The sequence below is a fragment of the Bradyrhizobium iriomotense genome, from assembly GCF_018130765.1.
GTDB lineage: Bacteria > Pseudomonadota > Alphaproteobacteria > Rhizobiales > Xanthobacteraceae > Bradyrhizobium > Bradyrhizobium iriomotense_A.
Genome location: NZ_JAFCJZ010000002.1, coordinates 214,272 through 230,485 on the forward strand (window position 1 = coordinate 214,272; position 16,214 = coordinate 230,485).

General features: G+C 63.9%; 14 protein-coding genes. 12 read left to right on the plus strand and 2 right to left on the minus strand.

Features of this window, described 5'->3' with window-relative positions; translation table 11 throughout:
• Positions 1 to 44 precede the first annotated feature (44 nt).
• From JQ635_RS04495 to murJ, 5 genes are all read left to right on the plus strand, one after another.
• Entirely contained in the window at positions 45 to 1,034 is a 990-nt protein-coding gene (locus JQ635_RS04495) for an SDR family NAD(P)-dependent oxidoreductase (RefSeq protein WP_211408665.1), read from the plus strand.
• Positions 1,035 to 1,041: 7 nt separating this feature from the next.
• Complete coding sequence (locus JQ635_RS04500) at positions 1,042 to 2,454, plus strand: mannose-1-phosphate guanylyltransferase/mannose-6-phosphate isomerase (RefSeq protein WP_211408666.1); 1,413 nt, start codon at positions 1,042 to 1,044, stop codon at positions 2,452 to 2,454.
• Between the two features lie 183 nt (positions 2,455 to 2,637).
• Positions 2,638 to 3,642: a Gfo/Idh/MocA family protein gene (locus tag JQ635_RS04505; RefSeq protein WP_211408667.1), complete on the plus strand. Its 1,005-nt coding sequence runs from the start codon at positions 2,638 to 2,640 to the stop codon at positions 3,640 to 3,642.
• Between the two features lie 33 nt (positions 3,643 to 3,675).
• Complete coding sequence (locus JQ635_RS04510; protein ID WP_211408668.1) at positions 3,676 to 4,827, plus strand: DegT/DnrJ/EryC1/StrS family aminotransferase; 1,152 nt, start codon at positions 3,676 to 3,678, stop codon at positions 4,825 to 4,827.
• Positions 4,828 to 5,090: 263 nt separating this feature from the next.
• Positions 5,091 to 6,620, plus strand: a complete 1,530-nt coding sequence (gene murJ, locus JQ635_RS04515) for a murein biosynthesis integral membrane protein MurJ (RefSeq protein WP_211408669.1) — start codon at positions 5,091 to 5,093, stop codon at positions 6,618 to 6,620.
• Between the two features lie 54 nt (positions 6,621 to 6,674).
• Here murJ and JQ635_RS04520 read toward each other — a convergent pair whose 3' ends face one another.
• Positions 6,675 to 8,066, minus strand: coding sequence for a DUF1963 domain-containing protein (locus tag JQ635_RS04520; RefSeq protein ID WP_211408670.1), 1,392 nt, complete (start codon positions 8,064 to 8,066; stop codon positions 6,675 to 6,677).
• Between the two features lie 362 nt (positions 8,067 to 8,428).
• Positions 8,429 to 9,127 carry a winged helix-turn-helix transcriptional regulator gene (locus JQ635_RS04525; RefSeq protein ID WP_211408957.1) on the minus strand — a complete coding sequence of 233 codons (699 nt, stop codon included), beginning with the start codon at positions 9,125 to 9,127 and terminating at the stop codon, positions 8,429 to 8,431.
• 230 nt (positions 9,128 to 9,357) lie between these two features.
• Here JQ635_RS04525 and JQ635_RS04530 point away from each other — a divergent pair, with 230 nt between their 5' ends.
• The 7 genes from JQ635_RS04530 to JQ635_RS04560 all read left to right on the plus strand — a co-directional run bounded on the left by JQ635_RS04530 (position 9,358) and on the right by JQ635_RS04560 (position 16,206).
• Positions 9,358 to 9,870: an SRPBCC family protein gene (locus JQ635_RS04530; protein ID WP_211408671.1), complete on the plus strand. Its 513-nt coding sequence runs from the start codon at positions 9,358 to 9,360 to the stop codon at positions 9,868 to 9,870.
• 57 nt (positions 9,871 to 9,927) lie between these two features.
• Positions 9,928 to 10,353, plus strand: coding sequence for a GFA family protein (locus tag JQ635_RS04535; protein WP_211408672.1), 426 nt, complete (start codon positions 9,928 to 9,930; stop codon positions 10,351 to 10,353).
• A gap of 217 nt (positions 10,354 to 10,570) precedes the next feature.
• The gene (locus JQ635_RS04540) at positions 10,571 to 10,852 is read left to right on the plus strand and encodes a hypothetical protein (protein WP_246583307.1); all 282 of its coding nucleotides are present in this window, start codon (positions 10,571 to 10,573) and stop codon (positions 10,850 to 10,852) included.
• Positions 10,853 to 11,060: 208 nt separating this feature from the next.
• Positions 11,061 to 11,336, plus strand: coding sequence for a DUF1127 domain-containing protein (locus JQ635_RS04545; protein ID WP_211408673.1), 276 nt, complete (start codon positions 11,061 to 11,063; stop codon positions 11,334 to 11,336).
• A 230-nt stretch (positions 11,337 to 11,566) separates the two neighbouring features.
• A complete protein-coding gene (locus JQ635_RS04550) occupies positions 11,567 to 13,876 on the plus strand; it encodes a xanthine dehydrogenase family protein molybdopterin-binding subunit (protein WP_211408674.1) in 2,310 nt (769 codons plus the stop codon).
• Between the two features lie 248 nt (positions 13,877 to 14,124).
• Positions 14,125 to 14,574: a cytochrome c gene (locus JQ635_RS04555; RefSeq protein WP_211408675.1), complete on the plus strand. Its 450-nt coding sequence runs from the start codon at positions 14,125 to 14,127 to the stop codon at positions 14,572 to 14,574.
• A 348-nt stretch (positions 14,575 to 14,922) separates the two neighbouring features.
• Positions 14,923 to 16,206, plus strand: a complete 1,284-nt coding sequence (locus JQ635_RS04560) for a cystathionine gamma-synthase family protein (protein WP_211408676.1) — start codon at positions 14,923 to 14,925, stop codon at positions 16,204 to 16,206.
• Positions 16,207 to 16,214: the final 8 nt, after the last annotated feature.

Genomic DNA, 16,214 nt, shown 5'->3' on the forward strand with positions numbered 1-16,214 from the left:
AAAGAAGCGCAGAAAGGCCGGGGACCGGGTCCCCCGGGAACAGGATGACGGATCAGGCGATTTTGGTCACGGGTGCCGCCGGATTCATCGGCTTTCACCTCGCCCGGCAGCTTCTGGCCGAAGGCCGGCCGGTCGTCGGGCTCGACAATCTCAACAGCTATTATGATCCGGCGCTGAAACAGGCGCGCCTGGACCTGCTTTGCCGCGATTCCCGTTTCGCCTTCGTCAAGGCCGATCTCGCCGACCGCGAGGCCATCGCGGCGCTGTTTGCGCGCCATAGATTCACACATGTTGTGCACATGGCCGCCCAGGCCGGCGTGCGCTACTCGATCGAGCAGCCGCAGGCTTACGCCGATTCCAATCTGCAGGGCTTTCTCAACGTGCTGGAGGGCTGCCGCCACAACGGCTGCCGCCATCTCGTCTATGCCTCGTCATCCTCCGTTTACGGCGCCAACACGAAACTGCCATTTGCGGTTAAGGACCGCACCGACCATCCGGTGAGTTTCTACGCCGCGACCAAGAAGGCCAACGAGGTGATGGCGCAGGCCTACAGCCATCTCTACCGGCTGCCGGTCACCGCCTTGCGCTTCTTCACCATCTACGGCCCGTGGGGACGGCCCGATATGGCCATGTTTCTGTTCGTGAACGCCATCATGGAGGGACGGCCGATCCGGCTCTTTAACCATGGCAGGATGCGCCGCGATTTCACCTATATTGACGACGTCACCCGTGTCGTGTCCAAGCTGATCGATCGGGTGCCTGCGGATGATCCGGCTGCCGCAAATGCGCCGTCTAAGGTCTACAATGTCGGCAACCACCACCCCGAGGAGCTGATGCATGTCGTCGGACTCCTGGAGCAGGAGCTGGGTCGGACGGCGATCAAAGAATTGCTGCCGATGCAGCCGGGAGACGTTTTGGAAACGTTCGCGGATGTCGAGGACCTGATGCGCGACACCGGCTTTGCGCCGTCAACGCCGATCGCGGAGGGGGTCCGTAATTTTGTCACCTGGTATCGGGACTACTTCAAGGTTTGAGATGACGATGGACAAACGCATTATCCCCCTGATCATGTGCGGCGGTGCCGGCACCCGGCTGTGGCCCGCCTCGCGCGAGGTGCGCCCAAAGCAGTTCCTGCCGCTGTTCGGCACGCGCTCGACCTTCCAGGACACGCTGCTGCGCGTCTCGGATGCATCGCTGTTCGATCGCCCGATCGTCATCACCAATGCGGCCTATCGCTTCATGGTGCTGGAGCAGCTCGCCGAGATCGGCATCGAGGCCGACGTGATCCTCGAGCCGATGCGGCGCGACTCCGGTCCCGCGATCGCCGCTGGTGCCGTGTTCGCGCAGAACCGCGCCAGTGAAGCGATCGTGCTCGCGCTCGCCGCCGATCACGTCGTGCAGGACAATGCCGCCTTCGTCGCGGCCTGCCGCGAAGGCCTCACCGCCGCGAGCGCCGGGCGCATCGTCACCTTCGGCGTCAAGCCGGAGCGGCCGGCGACCGAATACGGCTATATCAGCCCGGGCGACGTGATCTCCGGCCAGGTGAGCGCGGTCGCACGCTTCGTCGAGAAGCCGGATGCCGTGAAGGCGGCCGACTACGTCAATTCAGGCTATCTCTGGAACAGCGGCAACTTCATGTTCCCGGCCAGCGTCCTGCTCGACGAATACCGCAAGGTCGATGCGGCAAGCGTCGAGGCGATCTCCAACGCGGTCAACAATGCCGGCCGCGATCTCGGCTTCGTGACGCTGGAGCCGGAGGCGTTCGGCGCGGCCAAGGCGATCTCGATCGACTATGCCGTGATGGAGAAGACCTCGCGCGCAGCCGTCGTGCCGGTGTCCTGCGGCTGGTCCGACGTCGGCTCCTGGCACGCGGTGTGGGAGCTGTCGGAGAAGGATGCGCAGGGCAACGCGGCGCATGGCACCGCGGTGTTCGAGGATTCCCGCAACTGCAACGTCACCACCGATTCCGCGCTGGTCGCGCTCGAAGGCGTCGACGATCTCGTCGTGGTCGCCACGGCGGACGCGGTGCTGGTCTCGCGGCAGAAGGATGCCAACGGCCTGAAGCGCCTCGTCACCAAGCTCAAGGCGGTCGCACCGAAGGTCACCGAGGAGCATCTGAAGGTGCATCGGCCCTGGGGCAGCTACCAGTCCGTCGACAATGGCGAGCGCCACCAGGTCAAGCGCATCGTGGTGAAGCCGGGCGGACGTCTGTCGCTGCAGAAGCACCATCATCGCGCGGAGCACTGGATCGTCGTCCGCGGCGCGGCCCGCGTCACCGTCAACGAGACCGTGAAGACGGTGCACGAGAACGAGTCGATCTACATCCCGATGGGCGCGGTGCACCGGATGGAGAACCCCGGTAAAATCATGCTGGAGCTGATCGAGGTCCAGACAGGCTCCTATCTCGGGGAAGACGACATCATCCGGATTGAAGACGACTATCAAAGGTCGTAACCAGCAGGCTCCGAATCACGCGACCCGGGCCGAAAGAGCAGTATCTTTCAGCGGCTTAAGGCCCGGGGACCGTGTAACTTTTTGAATCAAATCGTGTCCGGACCGTCAGGCCGGCATTCGCCACAAATGTGGCGACCGTGCTAGAAGCGGCGCGGGGTTTGCGTTGAATCGGGGTTTGCTCAGATGAGTTCCAAAGGGTCACAACCGGCAAAGGCCGGCTTGCGCGTCGGCGTGATTGGCGCGGGCGTCATGGGCAGCAACCATGCGCGCGTGCTTAGCGGCCTGCCTGGCGTCAGCCTCGTCGGTGTCGTCGATCCGTCGCCCGCGCATCGCACGCGCGCGACGGAACTCGCCAATTGCGCGAGCTTCGAGACGCTCGACCAGCTCTTCGCCGCCGGCGTCGATGCCGTCACCATCGCGGCGCCCACCCATCTGCATCACGAGGTCGCGCTCGCCTGCATCGCCAAGAACATCCATGTCCTGGTCGAGAAGCCGATTGCGTCGACAGTGGAAGAGGGCCGTGAGATCGTCGCCGCCGCGCGAGAGGCCGGCGTGACGCTGATGGTCGGTCATGTCGAGCGCTTCAATCCGGCGGTCGCCGCCGTCAAGCAGGCGATCGCGGGTGAGGACATTCTCTCCATCGCGATCACGCGCGTCGGCCCGTTCCCGCCGCGCATGTCCAATGTCGGCGTCGTCATCGACCTCGCCGTGCACGACATCGACCTGATCCGCTGGTTCACCGAATCCGACATCGTCGAGGTGCAGCCGCAATTGTCGAGCGCGGTCGCCGAGCGCGAGGACATCGCGCTACTGCAGTTCCGCACCGCCAACGGCGTGCTCGCCCACATCAACACCAATTGGCTGACGCCGTTCAAGGCGCGCAGCGTCACGGTCGCGACCCGCGACAAATACGTGATGGGCGATCTGCTCACGCGCCAGGTCACCGAATGCTTCGGCTTCAAGCCGGATGGCAGCTATTCGATGCGGCATCTGCCCGTCGGTCATGACGAGCCGCTGCGCGCCGAGCTGATTGCGTTCCTTAAAGCGGTGCGCCATGGCGAGACGCCGGCGGTCACGGGCGATGAGGGCGTCGCCAGCCTCGAGATCGCGACGCAGTGCCTTGAGACGCCCTCGCGCCCTGCCGCGACGGCGCCCGCCCGCAAAGGTCCACGCCGCGTCGCCGGCTGATCCCTTTCCATGTCGACTACTCAAGAAGGCGTCATGAACCAGCATCTGCGTTCCGAACCCATTCCCTTCATCGATGTCGCCTCGCAGCGCCGCCGGCTCGGCGCCTCGCTCGATGCGGCCGTCAAGCGCGTGATGGACCATTGCCAGTTCGTCAACGGTCCCGAGGTCTTCGAGCTCGAGAAGCAGCTTGCGGCCTATTGCGGCGCCAAGCACGTGATCGGCTGCGCCAGCGGCACCGACGCGATCCTGATGGTTATGATGGCGAAGAATGTCGGGCCCGGCGATGCCGTGCTGTGTCCGTCCTTCACCTTCATCGCGACCGCCTCGCCGGTGGCGCGGACCGGTGCGACGCCTGTTTATGTCGACGTCGACGAGACGACCTTCAACATGAGCCCGGAGTCGCTGAAGCGTGGCATCGCGACCGCCCGCAAGGCCGGCCTGAAGCCGGTCGCGGTCATTCCGGTCGACCTGTTCGGCCAGCCCGCCGATCACGACGCCATTGCCGAGATCGCCAGGGACGAAGGCCTGTTCGTGCTCGACGATGCCGCTCAAGGGTTTGGCGCGAGCTACAGGGGCCGCAAGCTTGGCACGCTGGCGCTGGCCACTGCGACCAGCTTCTTCCCGGCCAAGCCGCTCGGCTGCTTCGGCGACGGCGGCGCGATCTTCACCGATGACGACGAACTCGCGGCCACGCTGCGCAGCATCCGCGTGCACGGGCAGGGCGTCGACAAATACGACAACGTCCGCCTTGGCCTCACCGGCCGGCTCGACACCATGCAGGCCGCGGTCCTGATCGAGAAGCTGAAGATCTTTGACGACGAGATCGCTACCCGCAACCGGGTTGCCGAACGCTATGCGCGTGGGCTCAGCAACGTCGTCACCGTGCCGCGTCTGGCGCCCGGCAACACCTCGGTCTGGGCGCAGTACACGATCCGTCTTCCGAAAGGGACCGATCGCGACGGCTTTGCCGCTGCGCTGAAGGCCCAGGGCGTGCCGACCGCGATCTATTACGGCAAGTCGATGCACCAGCAGACCGCCTACAAGCAGTACCCGGTCGCCGAAGGCGGCCTGCCGGGCTGCGAAAGCCTGTCACAGGACGTCATCAGCCTGCCGATGCACGCTTATTTGACCGAAGCCGACCAGGAGCGAATCATCGCTGCCGTCCGCGGCGCGCTCGCGGGCTGATTTTGCGACTCTTCCGCTCTCCCCCTGTGGGAGAGGGTGGCTCGCCGCGGAACGGCGAGACGGGTGAGGGGTATCTCTCCGCATCGAAAACTGCGGAGAGATACCCCTCACCCGATTGAGTTTGTATCTACCCGCGGCGCTGCCCTCTCCCGCAAGGGGAGAGGGCGCAGCCATGCGCATCGCTAGCCGAGCGCCCGTCTTTTTTGATCACATCAGACTTCAAAGCCTTATCGGCTGCCCGATAAGCCTCTAGAAGAGTCCGCATGCTCGGACGCATCTTCACGGTCGGCGGTTACACGCTGCTCTCGCGGCTGACGGGGTTTGCCCGCGACATCATGCTCGCGGCGATCCTCGGCGCAGGCCCCGTGGCCGACGCCTTTTTCGTGGCGCTGCGGCTGCCCAATCACTTCCGCGCGATCTTCGCCGAGGGCGCTTTCAACGCCGCCTGGGTGCCGGCCTATGCGCATGTCCATGGCGAGAAGGGCGAGGCGGCAGCACACCTGTTCGCCGACCGCATCTTCACGCTGCTGCTGGCCTCGCAGGTGGTGCTGCTGGTCGTCGCCTGGCTGTTCATGCCGCAGGCCATGAGCATTTTGGCGCCGGGCTTTTCCGAGGATGCCGAGCAACGCAAGCTCGCCATCGAGCTCACCCGGATCACTTTTCCCTACCTGCTGCTGATCACGCTGGTGACGCTCTATGGCGGCATGCTCAACGTAATGCAGCGTTTTGCCAGCGCCGCGGCCGCGTCGATCTTTCTCAACGTCGCGATGATGATGACGCTGGCGATTGCCGTCTGGTTTCCGACCGCGGGCCATGCCGCGGCCTGGGGCGTCCTCATCTCCGGCTTCCTGCAATATTTCCTGCTGGCCGGCGATCTCGCCCGCCATGGCGGCCTGCCGCGCTTTGCGCCCTTGAGGCTCGACGAAGACATCCGCGGCTTCTTCAAGGCATTGGGGCCGGCGACGCTAGGCTCGATGGGCACGCAGGTTGCGCTGTTCGCCGACACCATCATCGCGACCTTCCTGCCCGCCGGCGCGCTGTCGGCGCTCTATTATGCCGACCGGCTCAACCAGTTGCCGATCGGCGTGATCGGCATCGCCATCGGCACGGTACTGCTGCCCGAGATGTCGCGGCGGATCACCGCCAACGACCATGACGGCGCGATGAAGGCGCAGCGCCGCGCCTTCGATTTCACGCTGCTGTTCTCGGTGCCGTTCGTCGCGGCGTTTCTCACCGTGCCCGACGCGATCATGCGCGCGCTGTTCGCTCGCGGCGCGTTCTCGAAGGCCGACGCGGCAGCCGCCGGCGCCACGCTTGCAGCCTATGCCATCGGCCTGATCCCGTTCGTGCTGATCCGCAGTGCGGTCGCAACCTTCTATGCCCGCAAGGACACGGCGACGCCGGTGCGGGCGTCGCTGACCGGTATCGCCGTCAACGTCGCGCTGAAGGTCGCCTTGATGGGATCGCTGGCCCAGATCGGCCTCGCGCTGGCAACCGCCGTCGGCGTCTGGACCAATCTCTTGCTGGTGCTGTTCTTTGCCGTGCGGCGAGGCTTTCTCGTTCCGGACCGCGCCTGGCTGATGTCGCTCGGAAAATTCCTGCTGACCGGATTAATTCTGGCCGCGGCGTTCTGGCTGATTGCACGTTTCAGCCCAGCCGCTCTTGCCGCCGTGCACGCCTTCCGGGACGAAGCGACGTTGGTCCTGCTCGCCATCGGGGGCACCATCGTCTACGCGCTCGCGATCCTCGTGCTGTTCGGCCGCAAGTGGCTGGTCTCGCTGGTGCGCGGCTAGGCGTCTCCGAATAGGTTCGTCTTTACATTTGGTCTGGATCTCGGCGAGGCGTGATCAGTGCCCTTCGAGGGTGACGCGTACCCGGTCGAATCTCCCAGCGCGAAGATCGCTCACAGAAATCCAGTACTGCAGCACGCCGACATCGCCCATCATCCACGGCACGGACCAATCGCTGTCGAGCTGCAGCAGCAACACGTCGCCCACTGCGAGCGCCTCGCGTGGTGCGCCCTGCACGTCGCGGCCGGCACCGCGCATCTGGTGGCGCCCGGCCCGGCGAGGCCATCTGCCTGCCACCAGCACGCTGTGCTCCATCTGCAACTCCCCCATCATTTCGGCCGGCACCAAGGACGACGCGGCCTCGCCGGCCGATAGCAGAATGTGAGCGCTGGCGCGCACGGCTTCCCACAGCAACTCGTTCAGCCGTTGACCGGCCCTGATGTCGTATATTTCGTCGACGGTTGCACCGTTCATCTCCTCGAGCCAACTCCAGAAGGCCGTCCAGTCTGCTTCCGGCACAGCGTTCATGAGACCGGCACTGCGCGCCTGCCCGACCCAGGCGTGGGACCTCGTCGCCGCATCGTCATATGCTGCCCGGACGGAAGCTGGGTCTGAAGGCCACGGGGAGCCACCAACATGCTTGCCGCGTTCGAGTTGTCTCGCGCCTGTTTCGATCAGCCACTTGATCAGGAGGCCGCAAAAAATCTCGATATCGATCCAGGCGGCGGGAAACGTCGCGGTCGGCCGCTGAATGGCAGTTCGCGGAAATCCACTTGTCGGTTGCGGAAGCTCCGCTGCGACGACGGGGTCGCCATAGAAGCGAGCGAGCTCCGCGGTCTGCTCGTGCTCCCAGAGCTCCTGGTATCGCGAGGCCCATGCGTCGTCCACTTCGGGCGGACATTCCTCGGCGAGGTTGCGAAGCAGGCCCATTGTCACGGCCTTCTTGGCGAATGTCCTCGGGTAGGTGCCCAAGGAATATCTGAGCCAGGGAAAACGGTATCCCGCGCTCGCGGCGCCATAGCATGGCGGCAGATCGGCGGGCGGAGCAGCCTCGCCCCAGGGCTCGGCGGCGCGGCTGAGAACGACCTGGTTCGGCCAGCACTGGGCTTCGAGCAAACCATCGAAGAGGTCCCAATTCACGAAGAAATGCAGCACGCCGCTGTCGGGCAGGGATTTGCGCAGTGTGAAGTCGGGAAGCTCAGAACAATCGACCTGCGCCATGAACGTGAAGGGCGTGCCGCCGGGTGCGCGGGGCCAGCGAAAATCCGGCGGGACCGTCGGCAGCCCGCCGAAATAGGTGCGGCCGCCGATTGGGAAACGCGGCGGAAACTGATGCTTGAAGGCAACCGACTCCTCGGCCGTCCCGTGCAGCAGGGCGCGTATATCGTCGTCGCTCGCCACTTTCCGATAGCGCGAAGGATTGCTGAACGAGTCCTTGAAAAAGCTCATCGCAATCGTCCTGTTCAACCAGAAGTGAAGCACGTCTTTACGCCACAGTCGATTAACAAAACACCCTCAGATTGCAGAGCACCTTATCCGTCCTGCGTCGTGACGGGCTTGTGGTGGATCGCGCCCGGCTTGTGTTGCTTGCCAAATTCCGAGTGACGGCTTCATTGTCCCAACCACTTCTGGCTGATTGCGCGCTTCAGCGGTCCTGTGCTGGGTTCGATGAGCTTCCGGGATGAAGTGATGCTGCTCCCGCTCGCCGTCGGCGGCGCGATCGTCTACGCGCTCGCGATCCTGGTGTTGTTCGGCCGCAAGTGGCTGGTCTCGCTGGTGCGCAATTGAGGCGGACTGACAATTGACCTCCTTCAACTCGCCAGTTTTCTCTCCTTGGCGAAAGGGCTGAGACCGAGCCAGGTTTGCATCGAGGATGCGATTTGCCGCTCGCCGGTCAGCATCATCCGACGGCTGCCTACGGCCGCGCTGACAGTGTCGAGCCCCATCCAGATTGCGGTCATGCTGCGCAGGTCGACAGAAACATAGAGGTCGACGTCGAATCCGGGATCGACCGAACAGAGATCGACGCCTTCCTCGGGGTCAACGATCAGCCACCAGTTTCGTTGGGGCGCCGAGAGCTCGGGGTAGACGAACTGGATGACGTTTCGCCGCCGGGGCATCGGCGTTGGGTTCAGGTTTCGCCGCATATCCCACATCAGTAGTTGAACGTCGAGGTGCTGAAGCGACAGGTCGGCTTTGATCCGGCGTTGGCCCCATATCCCGAATCCGTCGACGATGGGAGCGAGTTCACGTCCCGCCGGGGTCAGCCGATATTCATAAACGCTGGGCTCCGAAGCCGAGGCTTCGCGCGCGACAATTCCAGCTGACTCAAGATCCTTCAGCCGCTGTGACAGCAGTGCCGGCGACATTCGGGGAACACCACGCCGGAGATCGTTGAACCGCGTCGAGCCGGCGATCAGCTCTCGCAGCAGCACCACGGTCCAGCGTGTACATAGAACCTCGGCGGCCATCGCGACCGGACAAAACTGCTTGTAGCTGCCAGCGGCCATGTTCTTTCTCTCCCTGTGGACCATTTGCGAACCGTACTTCCGAACTTGCTGGGGGTTCCAGTTCAAAATCTGTACCGGCATTGATTCAGTTCCTGAACTAGCAGCGCGCAAAGGTCCTTTGCTACCTCGCGGCAATGCGGACTTGAACCGCTCCACCCGGCTCGAAGGATCGTCGCGAGGCGTCGGCCGAGAGCCTTCTGGCATCAACTTAGAATGACAAGGCAATTGCGATGACAAAGACTTCGTGCAAGCTCAGGCCGTCCGTGGCGAGCGCCGCCATTTTGGGAATGGTGTTGCTCCACTCGGGCACGGCATCCGCCGTTGCGGCTACGATCTCCCGTAGCGTCGAGGTGAAGGCGACTGCCCAAGACGTTTGGTCGTTGATCGGGCCGTTCTGCGCGATCAGGGATTGGTTGCCGCCGGTGGGCCAGTGCATCGAGGACGGCAAGGCGCCGTCGACGCGCATTCTCGTCACGAAGGACGGGAAGGCCGCCTTTGTCGAGACGCAAGTGGCGAGGAGCGAAGCCGAGCACAGCTACTCATACAAATTCTTGGCGAGCCCGCTTCCCGTATCGAACTACGTCGCGACCATCAAGGTGACTGCGAAGGGCAATGGATGGTCCACCATCACCTGGAGCGGCTCCTACACTCCCGACGAAGGACAAGAGAAGGCGGCCTACGAAGCATTGATCGGCGTCTATGGGGCGGGACTCTCCGAAGTTCAGGCCAGGTTCACGAATTAGGCAGCCGCCGCCCGAAGCTTCAGACCTTCAACAGATCAGATCACGGAGATCGACATCATGACGACTTATAGCGGCAAATGCTTTTGCGGCGCGGTCGAAATCGAAGCGCAGGGTACACCGGAGGCAATGGGGTATTGCCATTGCTCGTCGTGCCGGTCCTGGTCGGCCGCCCCGGTGAACGCATTCACATTGTGGAAGCCGCAGAACGTGCGGGTAACCAAAGGCGGCGAATTCATCGCCACCTACGCACAATCGGAGCTAAGTCATCGACAATACTGCAAGCGCTGCGGGGGGCATCTCATGTGCGACCATCCTCCGCTCGGGCTCGTCGACGTGTATGCCGCCACACTCCCGGCACTGAAGTTCGTGCCCGGCGTGCATGTCAACTATTTTGAGACGGTCTTGCCGATCAAGGACGGCCTGCCGAAGCTGAAGGATTTTCCCGCCGAGTTCGGAGGCTCAGGTGTCGCCATTGCTGAATAGCCCGCTGGTCTGGACATTGATTGCGATGATCTTGTCCATGGCCGGAATCTTTCATGACCTGAGCTGAGTGCCTTGGAGGAACCCGGCTCGTCTCGGCCAAGCTCTCTTTTCGGCGGCCCCAGCTATGGAAAAGGGGGCTGGCCTCGATTCGTCGCGATCCTGCGCTGTAGGCCAATCCCAGCCTCGCCGCGCCAACGCCGTGCGGCGGGGCTTTCTCGTGCTGGACCGCGCCTGGTTGACGTCGCTCGTCAAATTCCTGCTGACTGGAATCATCTTCGCTGCAGCGTTCTGGCTGATCGCGCGCTTCAGCGGTTCTTTGTTGGGCTCGATGCACTTCCGGGACGAAGCGACGCTGGTCCTGCTCGCCGTCGGCGGCACGATCGTCTATGCGCTCGCGATCTCGCGTTGTTCGGACGCAAGTGGCTGGTCTCGCTGGTGCGCGGCTAGGCGTACAAGGCGCTCGCCTCCAGGCTGCAACCAATATCCGCACATCTCTTGATTTTGCGCGATTGCCGTGGTATTCGCAGCTCATGACTAAATCGTCGCGCACCGTCAACCGCAACCACATGACCCGCTTCGGCTGGGCCGTGGAGGGAGTCGTGCGCTAGGATTTCGACGACGACATCTTTTCCACCAGGCCCCGCCGGCATCGGACGGGGCCTTTTCATTGGCCACGCTCCCTGCCGGCACAACAGCAGGAGCATCCGATGCCACCACAATTGACGAACAGCACAAGCGAGCCGGAGGTCGACGCCGCGCGGCTTCGCCTCGACGTCTCCATCGTCTTGAGCCTGCTCGGGCGATACTGGCGCGCGTTTCAGGGCTGGCGACCGCGCTCACGAGTCACCTTGCACGACCTGAGCGACAGGGAGCTGATGGATATCGGCTTGACGCGTGGCGAGATCGACTACTTCACGTCTGCACGGGCGCTCGACAGGCTGAGAGATCGCGCGGCGTATCCATGGGGGCACGGTGGGATGTAACTTGATAAGAGGCTTGGTGGACTGCGTCTTCGTGGCCGATCCTTCGAGACGCCCGCTTTTGGCGGGCTCCTCAGGATGAGGTCTCATTTCGCGGCGCAATCTGGACGCCATGGTGACGGGTGCGCGGCGCGTTCGCTGCCTGCGACCCATGTGCCCGTCTAAACCCATTTGCCTTGCCACTTTTTCCACGGCAATATGCCGGCAAAACAACCATGAGAACGGGATAGAAAATGGCGGCTCCCATCAAGTTCGGCGTTGGCCAAAGCGTGCTGCGCAAGGAGGATGACGCGCTCATCCGCGGCAAGGGCCGCTATACCGACGACTATGCGCCACAGGCCGCGCTCCGCTGCTTGATGCTGCGCTCGCCGCATGCGCATGCCAAATACACCATCGATGCGAGCCGCGCCCGGACCTTGCCTGGCGTCGCGCTGATCCTGACCGCCGACGACGTCAAGGATCTCGGCAATCTGCCTTGCCTGTTCAATCTCGAGACCGATCCGTTCACCGGCCCGCCTTACCCGATCCTCGCCAAGGACGAGGTCCGCCATGTCGGCGATGCCATCGCCTTCGTGGTCGCCGAGACCATCGACCAGGCCCGCGACGCGATCGAGGCGATCGAGGTCAAATGGTCGCCGCTGCCGGCGGTGACCGGCGTCGTCAATGCCGTCAAGAAGGGCGCGCCGCAGGTCTGGCCGGACAAGGCCGGCAACGTGCTGTTCGACGTCTCGATCGGCGACAAGGCGGCGACGGAAGCTGCCTTCGCCAAGGCGCATGCGGTCGCCGAAATCTCCATCGTCAACCCCCGCGTGGTCGCAAGCTTCATGGAGACGCGTGCGGCGGTGTGCGAATACGACGCCAAGCGCGACCATCTGACGCTGACGGTCGGCAGCCAGGGCAGCCACCGCCTGCGCGATATCCTCTGCCAGAACGTGCTCAACATCCCCACCGACAAGATGCGGGTGATCTGCCCCGACGTCGGCGGCGGCTTTGGCACAAAGCTGTTTCCGTATCGCGAATACGCCCTGATGGCGGTCGCGGCGCGCAAGCTGAAGAAGGCGGTGAAATGGGCGGCCGACCGCTCCGAACATTTCATGGGCGATGCGCAGGGCCGCGACAACGTCACCACCGCGAAGATGGCGCTGGCCGAAGACGGCAAGTTCCTCGCCATGGACTGCGACCTGATGGGCGACATGGGCGCGTATCTGTCGACCTTCGGGCCCTACATCCCGCATGGCGGCGCCGGCATGCTGCCGGGCCTCTACGACATCCAGGCCTTCCACTGCCGGGTGCGCACCATCTTCACCCACAGCGTGCCGGTCGATGCCTATCGCGGCGCGGGCCGGCCTGAGGCAGCCTATGTCATCGAGCGTCTGGTCGATGCCTGCGCGCGAAAACTCGACATGACGCCGGATGCCATCCGCCGCAAGAATTTCATTCCGCCGAAGGCGCTGCCCTACAAGACCGCGACCGGCAAGGTCTACGATTCCGGCGACTTCGCCGCGCATCTCAAGCGCGCGATGGAGATCGCGGAATGGAAGGAGTTTCCCAAGCGCGCCAAGGCAGCCAAGAAGGGCGGCCTGATCCGCGGCATCGGCCTTGCGAGCTATGTCGAGATTTGCGGTGTGATGGGTGAGGAGACGGCCAATGTCCGCCTCGATCCCAATGGCGACGTCACCGTCCTGATCGGCACGCAGTCGAGCGGGCAGGGCCACCAGACCGCCTATGCACAGATCGTCGCCGAGCAGTTCGGCGTCGCGCCCGAGCGCGTCCACGTCCGCCAGGGCGACACCGACGAGATCGCAACGGGCCTCGGCACCGGCGGTTCGGCCTCGATTCCCTCGGGCGGTGTCAGCGTCGAGCGTGCCACGCGCGAGCTCGGCTCGAGGCTCAAGGAGATCGCAGCGCAGGCGCTGGAAGCCAGCGTCGGCGACCTCGAGATCACCGATGGTATCGTGCGCATCGCCGGCACCGACCGTTCGATCTCGTTCGCCGATCTCGCCAAGCGGCCCGGTGTCGATCCGTCGAAGCTCAACGGCAGCGCGACGTTTGCCAGCGCCGACGGCACCTATCCGAACGGCACGCATCTGGCGGAGGTCGAGATCGACCCGGCCACCGGCATCATCAAGATCGTCAACTACGTGATCGTCGACGATTTCGGCAAGACGCTCAACCCGCTGCTGCTGGCCGGCCAGGTCCATGGCGGCGCCATGCAAGGCATCGGTCAGGCGCTGATGGAGCAGGTGGTCTATGGGCCGACCGACGGCCAGCTCATCACCGCCACCTATATGGACTATGCGCTGCCGCGCGCGGCTGATGGCCCGTCCTTCGTGTTCGAGACCCACAACATCCCCTGCAAGACCAATCCGCTGGGGGTGAAGGGGGCGGGCGAGGCCGGCGCGATCGGCTCCTGTCCGGCCATCGTCAACGCCATCGTCGACGCCCTCTGGCGCGAATACAAGATCGACCACATCGACATGCCGGCCACGCCGGAGCGGGTGTGGATCGCCATCAGCGAGCACCATCGCCGCCACAGCCTCTGAAGCGCGATGAGATTTGGACGAATCGTCATCGCGCTTTAGGTTGTTGTTTACGCATGATCTTTCCGGAAAACCGCTTCGCACTTTGCGCTAACGCGGCCCTCCGGGTCCGGATCATGCTTTAGACCCGATCTCCGCGCGCACGGGAATAAACGCGCCGCGCGGGGTTCTACCCATGATGGGTCCCGGCTTCCCGTGAAGCCGGCGAAATCTCATTCCCCGAACGTCTCGAGAGCCGGAGAAACGGACCAATGAAACGGACGATGATTGTCGCGGGCGCCCTCGTGCTGGGCGCGGGCGCCGTAATGGCGCAACAGGAGATTGCCGTCCAGCAGGACAATCTGATGCGCTCGCAGGCAAAGAGCCTGTACTCGGTCATTCAGAAGATGACCAAGGGCGACATTCCCTACAACCAGAAGGCCGTCGACGAGGCGATTGCTAATCTGGAGGCGGACGTCGCCAAGATCGCCAAGACCTTCGAGGTCAATCCCAAGCAGGACGTCGTGAATGCATCCTACGGCGCCTCGCCGAAGGTCTGGCAGAACAAGGCCGATTTCGACTCCAAGATCCCGCCGGTGCAGAAGGCGATCGCCGACGTCAAAGGCAAGATCACCAATGTCGCGAGCCTGAAGGCGGCCTACACCGCGATCAACGACCGCTGCACCGATTGTCACGAAACCTATCGCTTGAAGTTGAAATAACCGGGCGGCGAGGAATCAGTAAGGAGGCGGTTGCGAAAGCAGCCGCCTTTTTTGTGTGACCGCGAGTCGCAGTCTCGTAGCCCGGATGAGCGGAGCGATATCCGGGGAGCCTAGCCGAAAGCCTGTCCCGGATGTCGCTTCGCTCATCCGGGCTACAGGACTCATGACCAGCCAATGAGTCGGCCCGCAGAAATTCTGTCCGCAAGGCCTGACGGATCGCCGTGAGAGCGGCTATCTTTGCGTGAGCGGCCGTGCGCTGACACGAGTCGACGCATCTTCCTCCGACAGCCTCACGACGTCGGGAGTTCCAACGCGCGGCGGGCAGCTGAACCAACAGCGAGACAGGCCATGGTAAAACCGTTCCCGTCGAAAACCCATATCGGCAACCATATGCTGCATCCGGAAACCCTGATGCTGACCTATGGCTACGATCCGCAACTGTCGGAAGGCGCCATCAAGCCTCCGGTGTTCCTGACCTCGACCTTCGTGTTCAGGACCGCCGAAGACGGGCAGGACTTCTTCGATTACGTCGCCGGCCGGCGCGAGCCGCCGGAAGGCATGGGCGCGGGCCTCGTCTATTCGCGCTTCAACCATCCCAACAGCGAGATCGTCGAGGACAGGCTCGCGGTCTATGAGCGCACCGAGAGCTGCGCGCTGTTCTCGTCGGGCATGGCGGCCATCGCGACCACGATCCTCGCCTTTGTCCGCCCCGGCGACGTCATCCTGCACTCCCAGCCGCTCTATGGCGGCACGGAGACGCTGCTGACGAACACGCTTGCGCGCCTGTCGATCGGCGCGGTCGGCTTTGCCGACGGCATCGATGAAGCATCCGTCAGGCAGTCCGCGGAGGAGGCGATGCGCAAGGGCCGGGTTTCGATGATCCTGATCGAGACCCCGGCCAACCCGACCAACGGCCTCGTCGACATCGCGATGATTCGCCGCATCGCCGATTCCGTCGGCAAGGCCCAGGGACACACGCCGATCATCGCCTGCGACAACACGCTGCTCGGGCCGGTGTTTCAGCGGCCGATCGAGCACGGCGCGGACCTGTCGCTGTATTCGCTGACGAAGTATGTCGGCGGCCACTCCGACCTGATTGCGGGCGCCGCGCTCGGATCGAAGGCGATCATGAAGGGCATCAAGGCGCTGCGCGGCGCCATCGGCACCCAGCTCGATCCGCATTCCTGCTGGATGATCAACCGCTCGCTCGAGACGCTGAGCCTGCGCATGGAAAAGGCCGATGCGAATGCGCGCCTGGTGGCGAGCTACCTGCGCGACCACCCCAAGGTCGCCAGGGTGCACTATCTCGGTCATCACGAGCAGGACTCAGCCCAGGGCCGTGTGTTCGCGCAGCAATGCCTGGGCGCGGGATCGACCTTCTCGTTCGACATCGTCGGCGGCAAGGAGGCGGCGGTGAAATTCCTCAACGCGCTGCAGATCCTCAAGCTGGCGGTGAGCCTCGGCGGCACCGAGTCGCTCGCGAGCCTGCCCGCGACGATGACCCATTCCGGCGTTCCCGCCGCCATCCGCCAGAAGATCGGCGTGCTCGATTCCACGATCCGGCTGTCGATCGGCATCGAGAACCCGTCGGATCTGATCGCGGATCTCGCGCAGGCGCTGAACGCGGCTTGAGAGCGTGG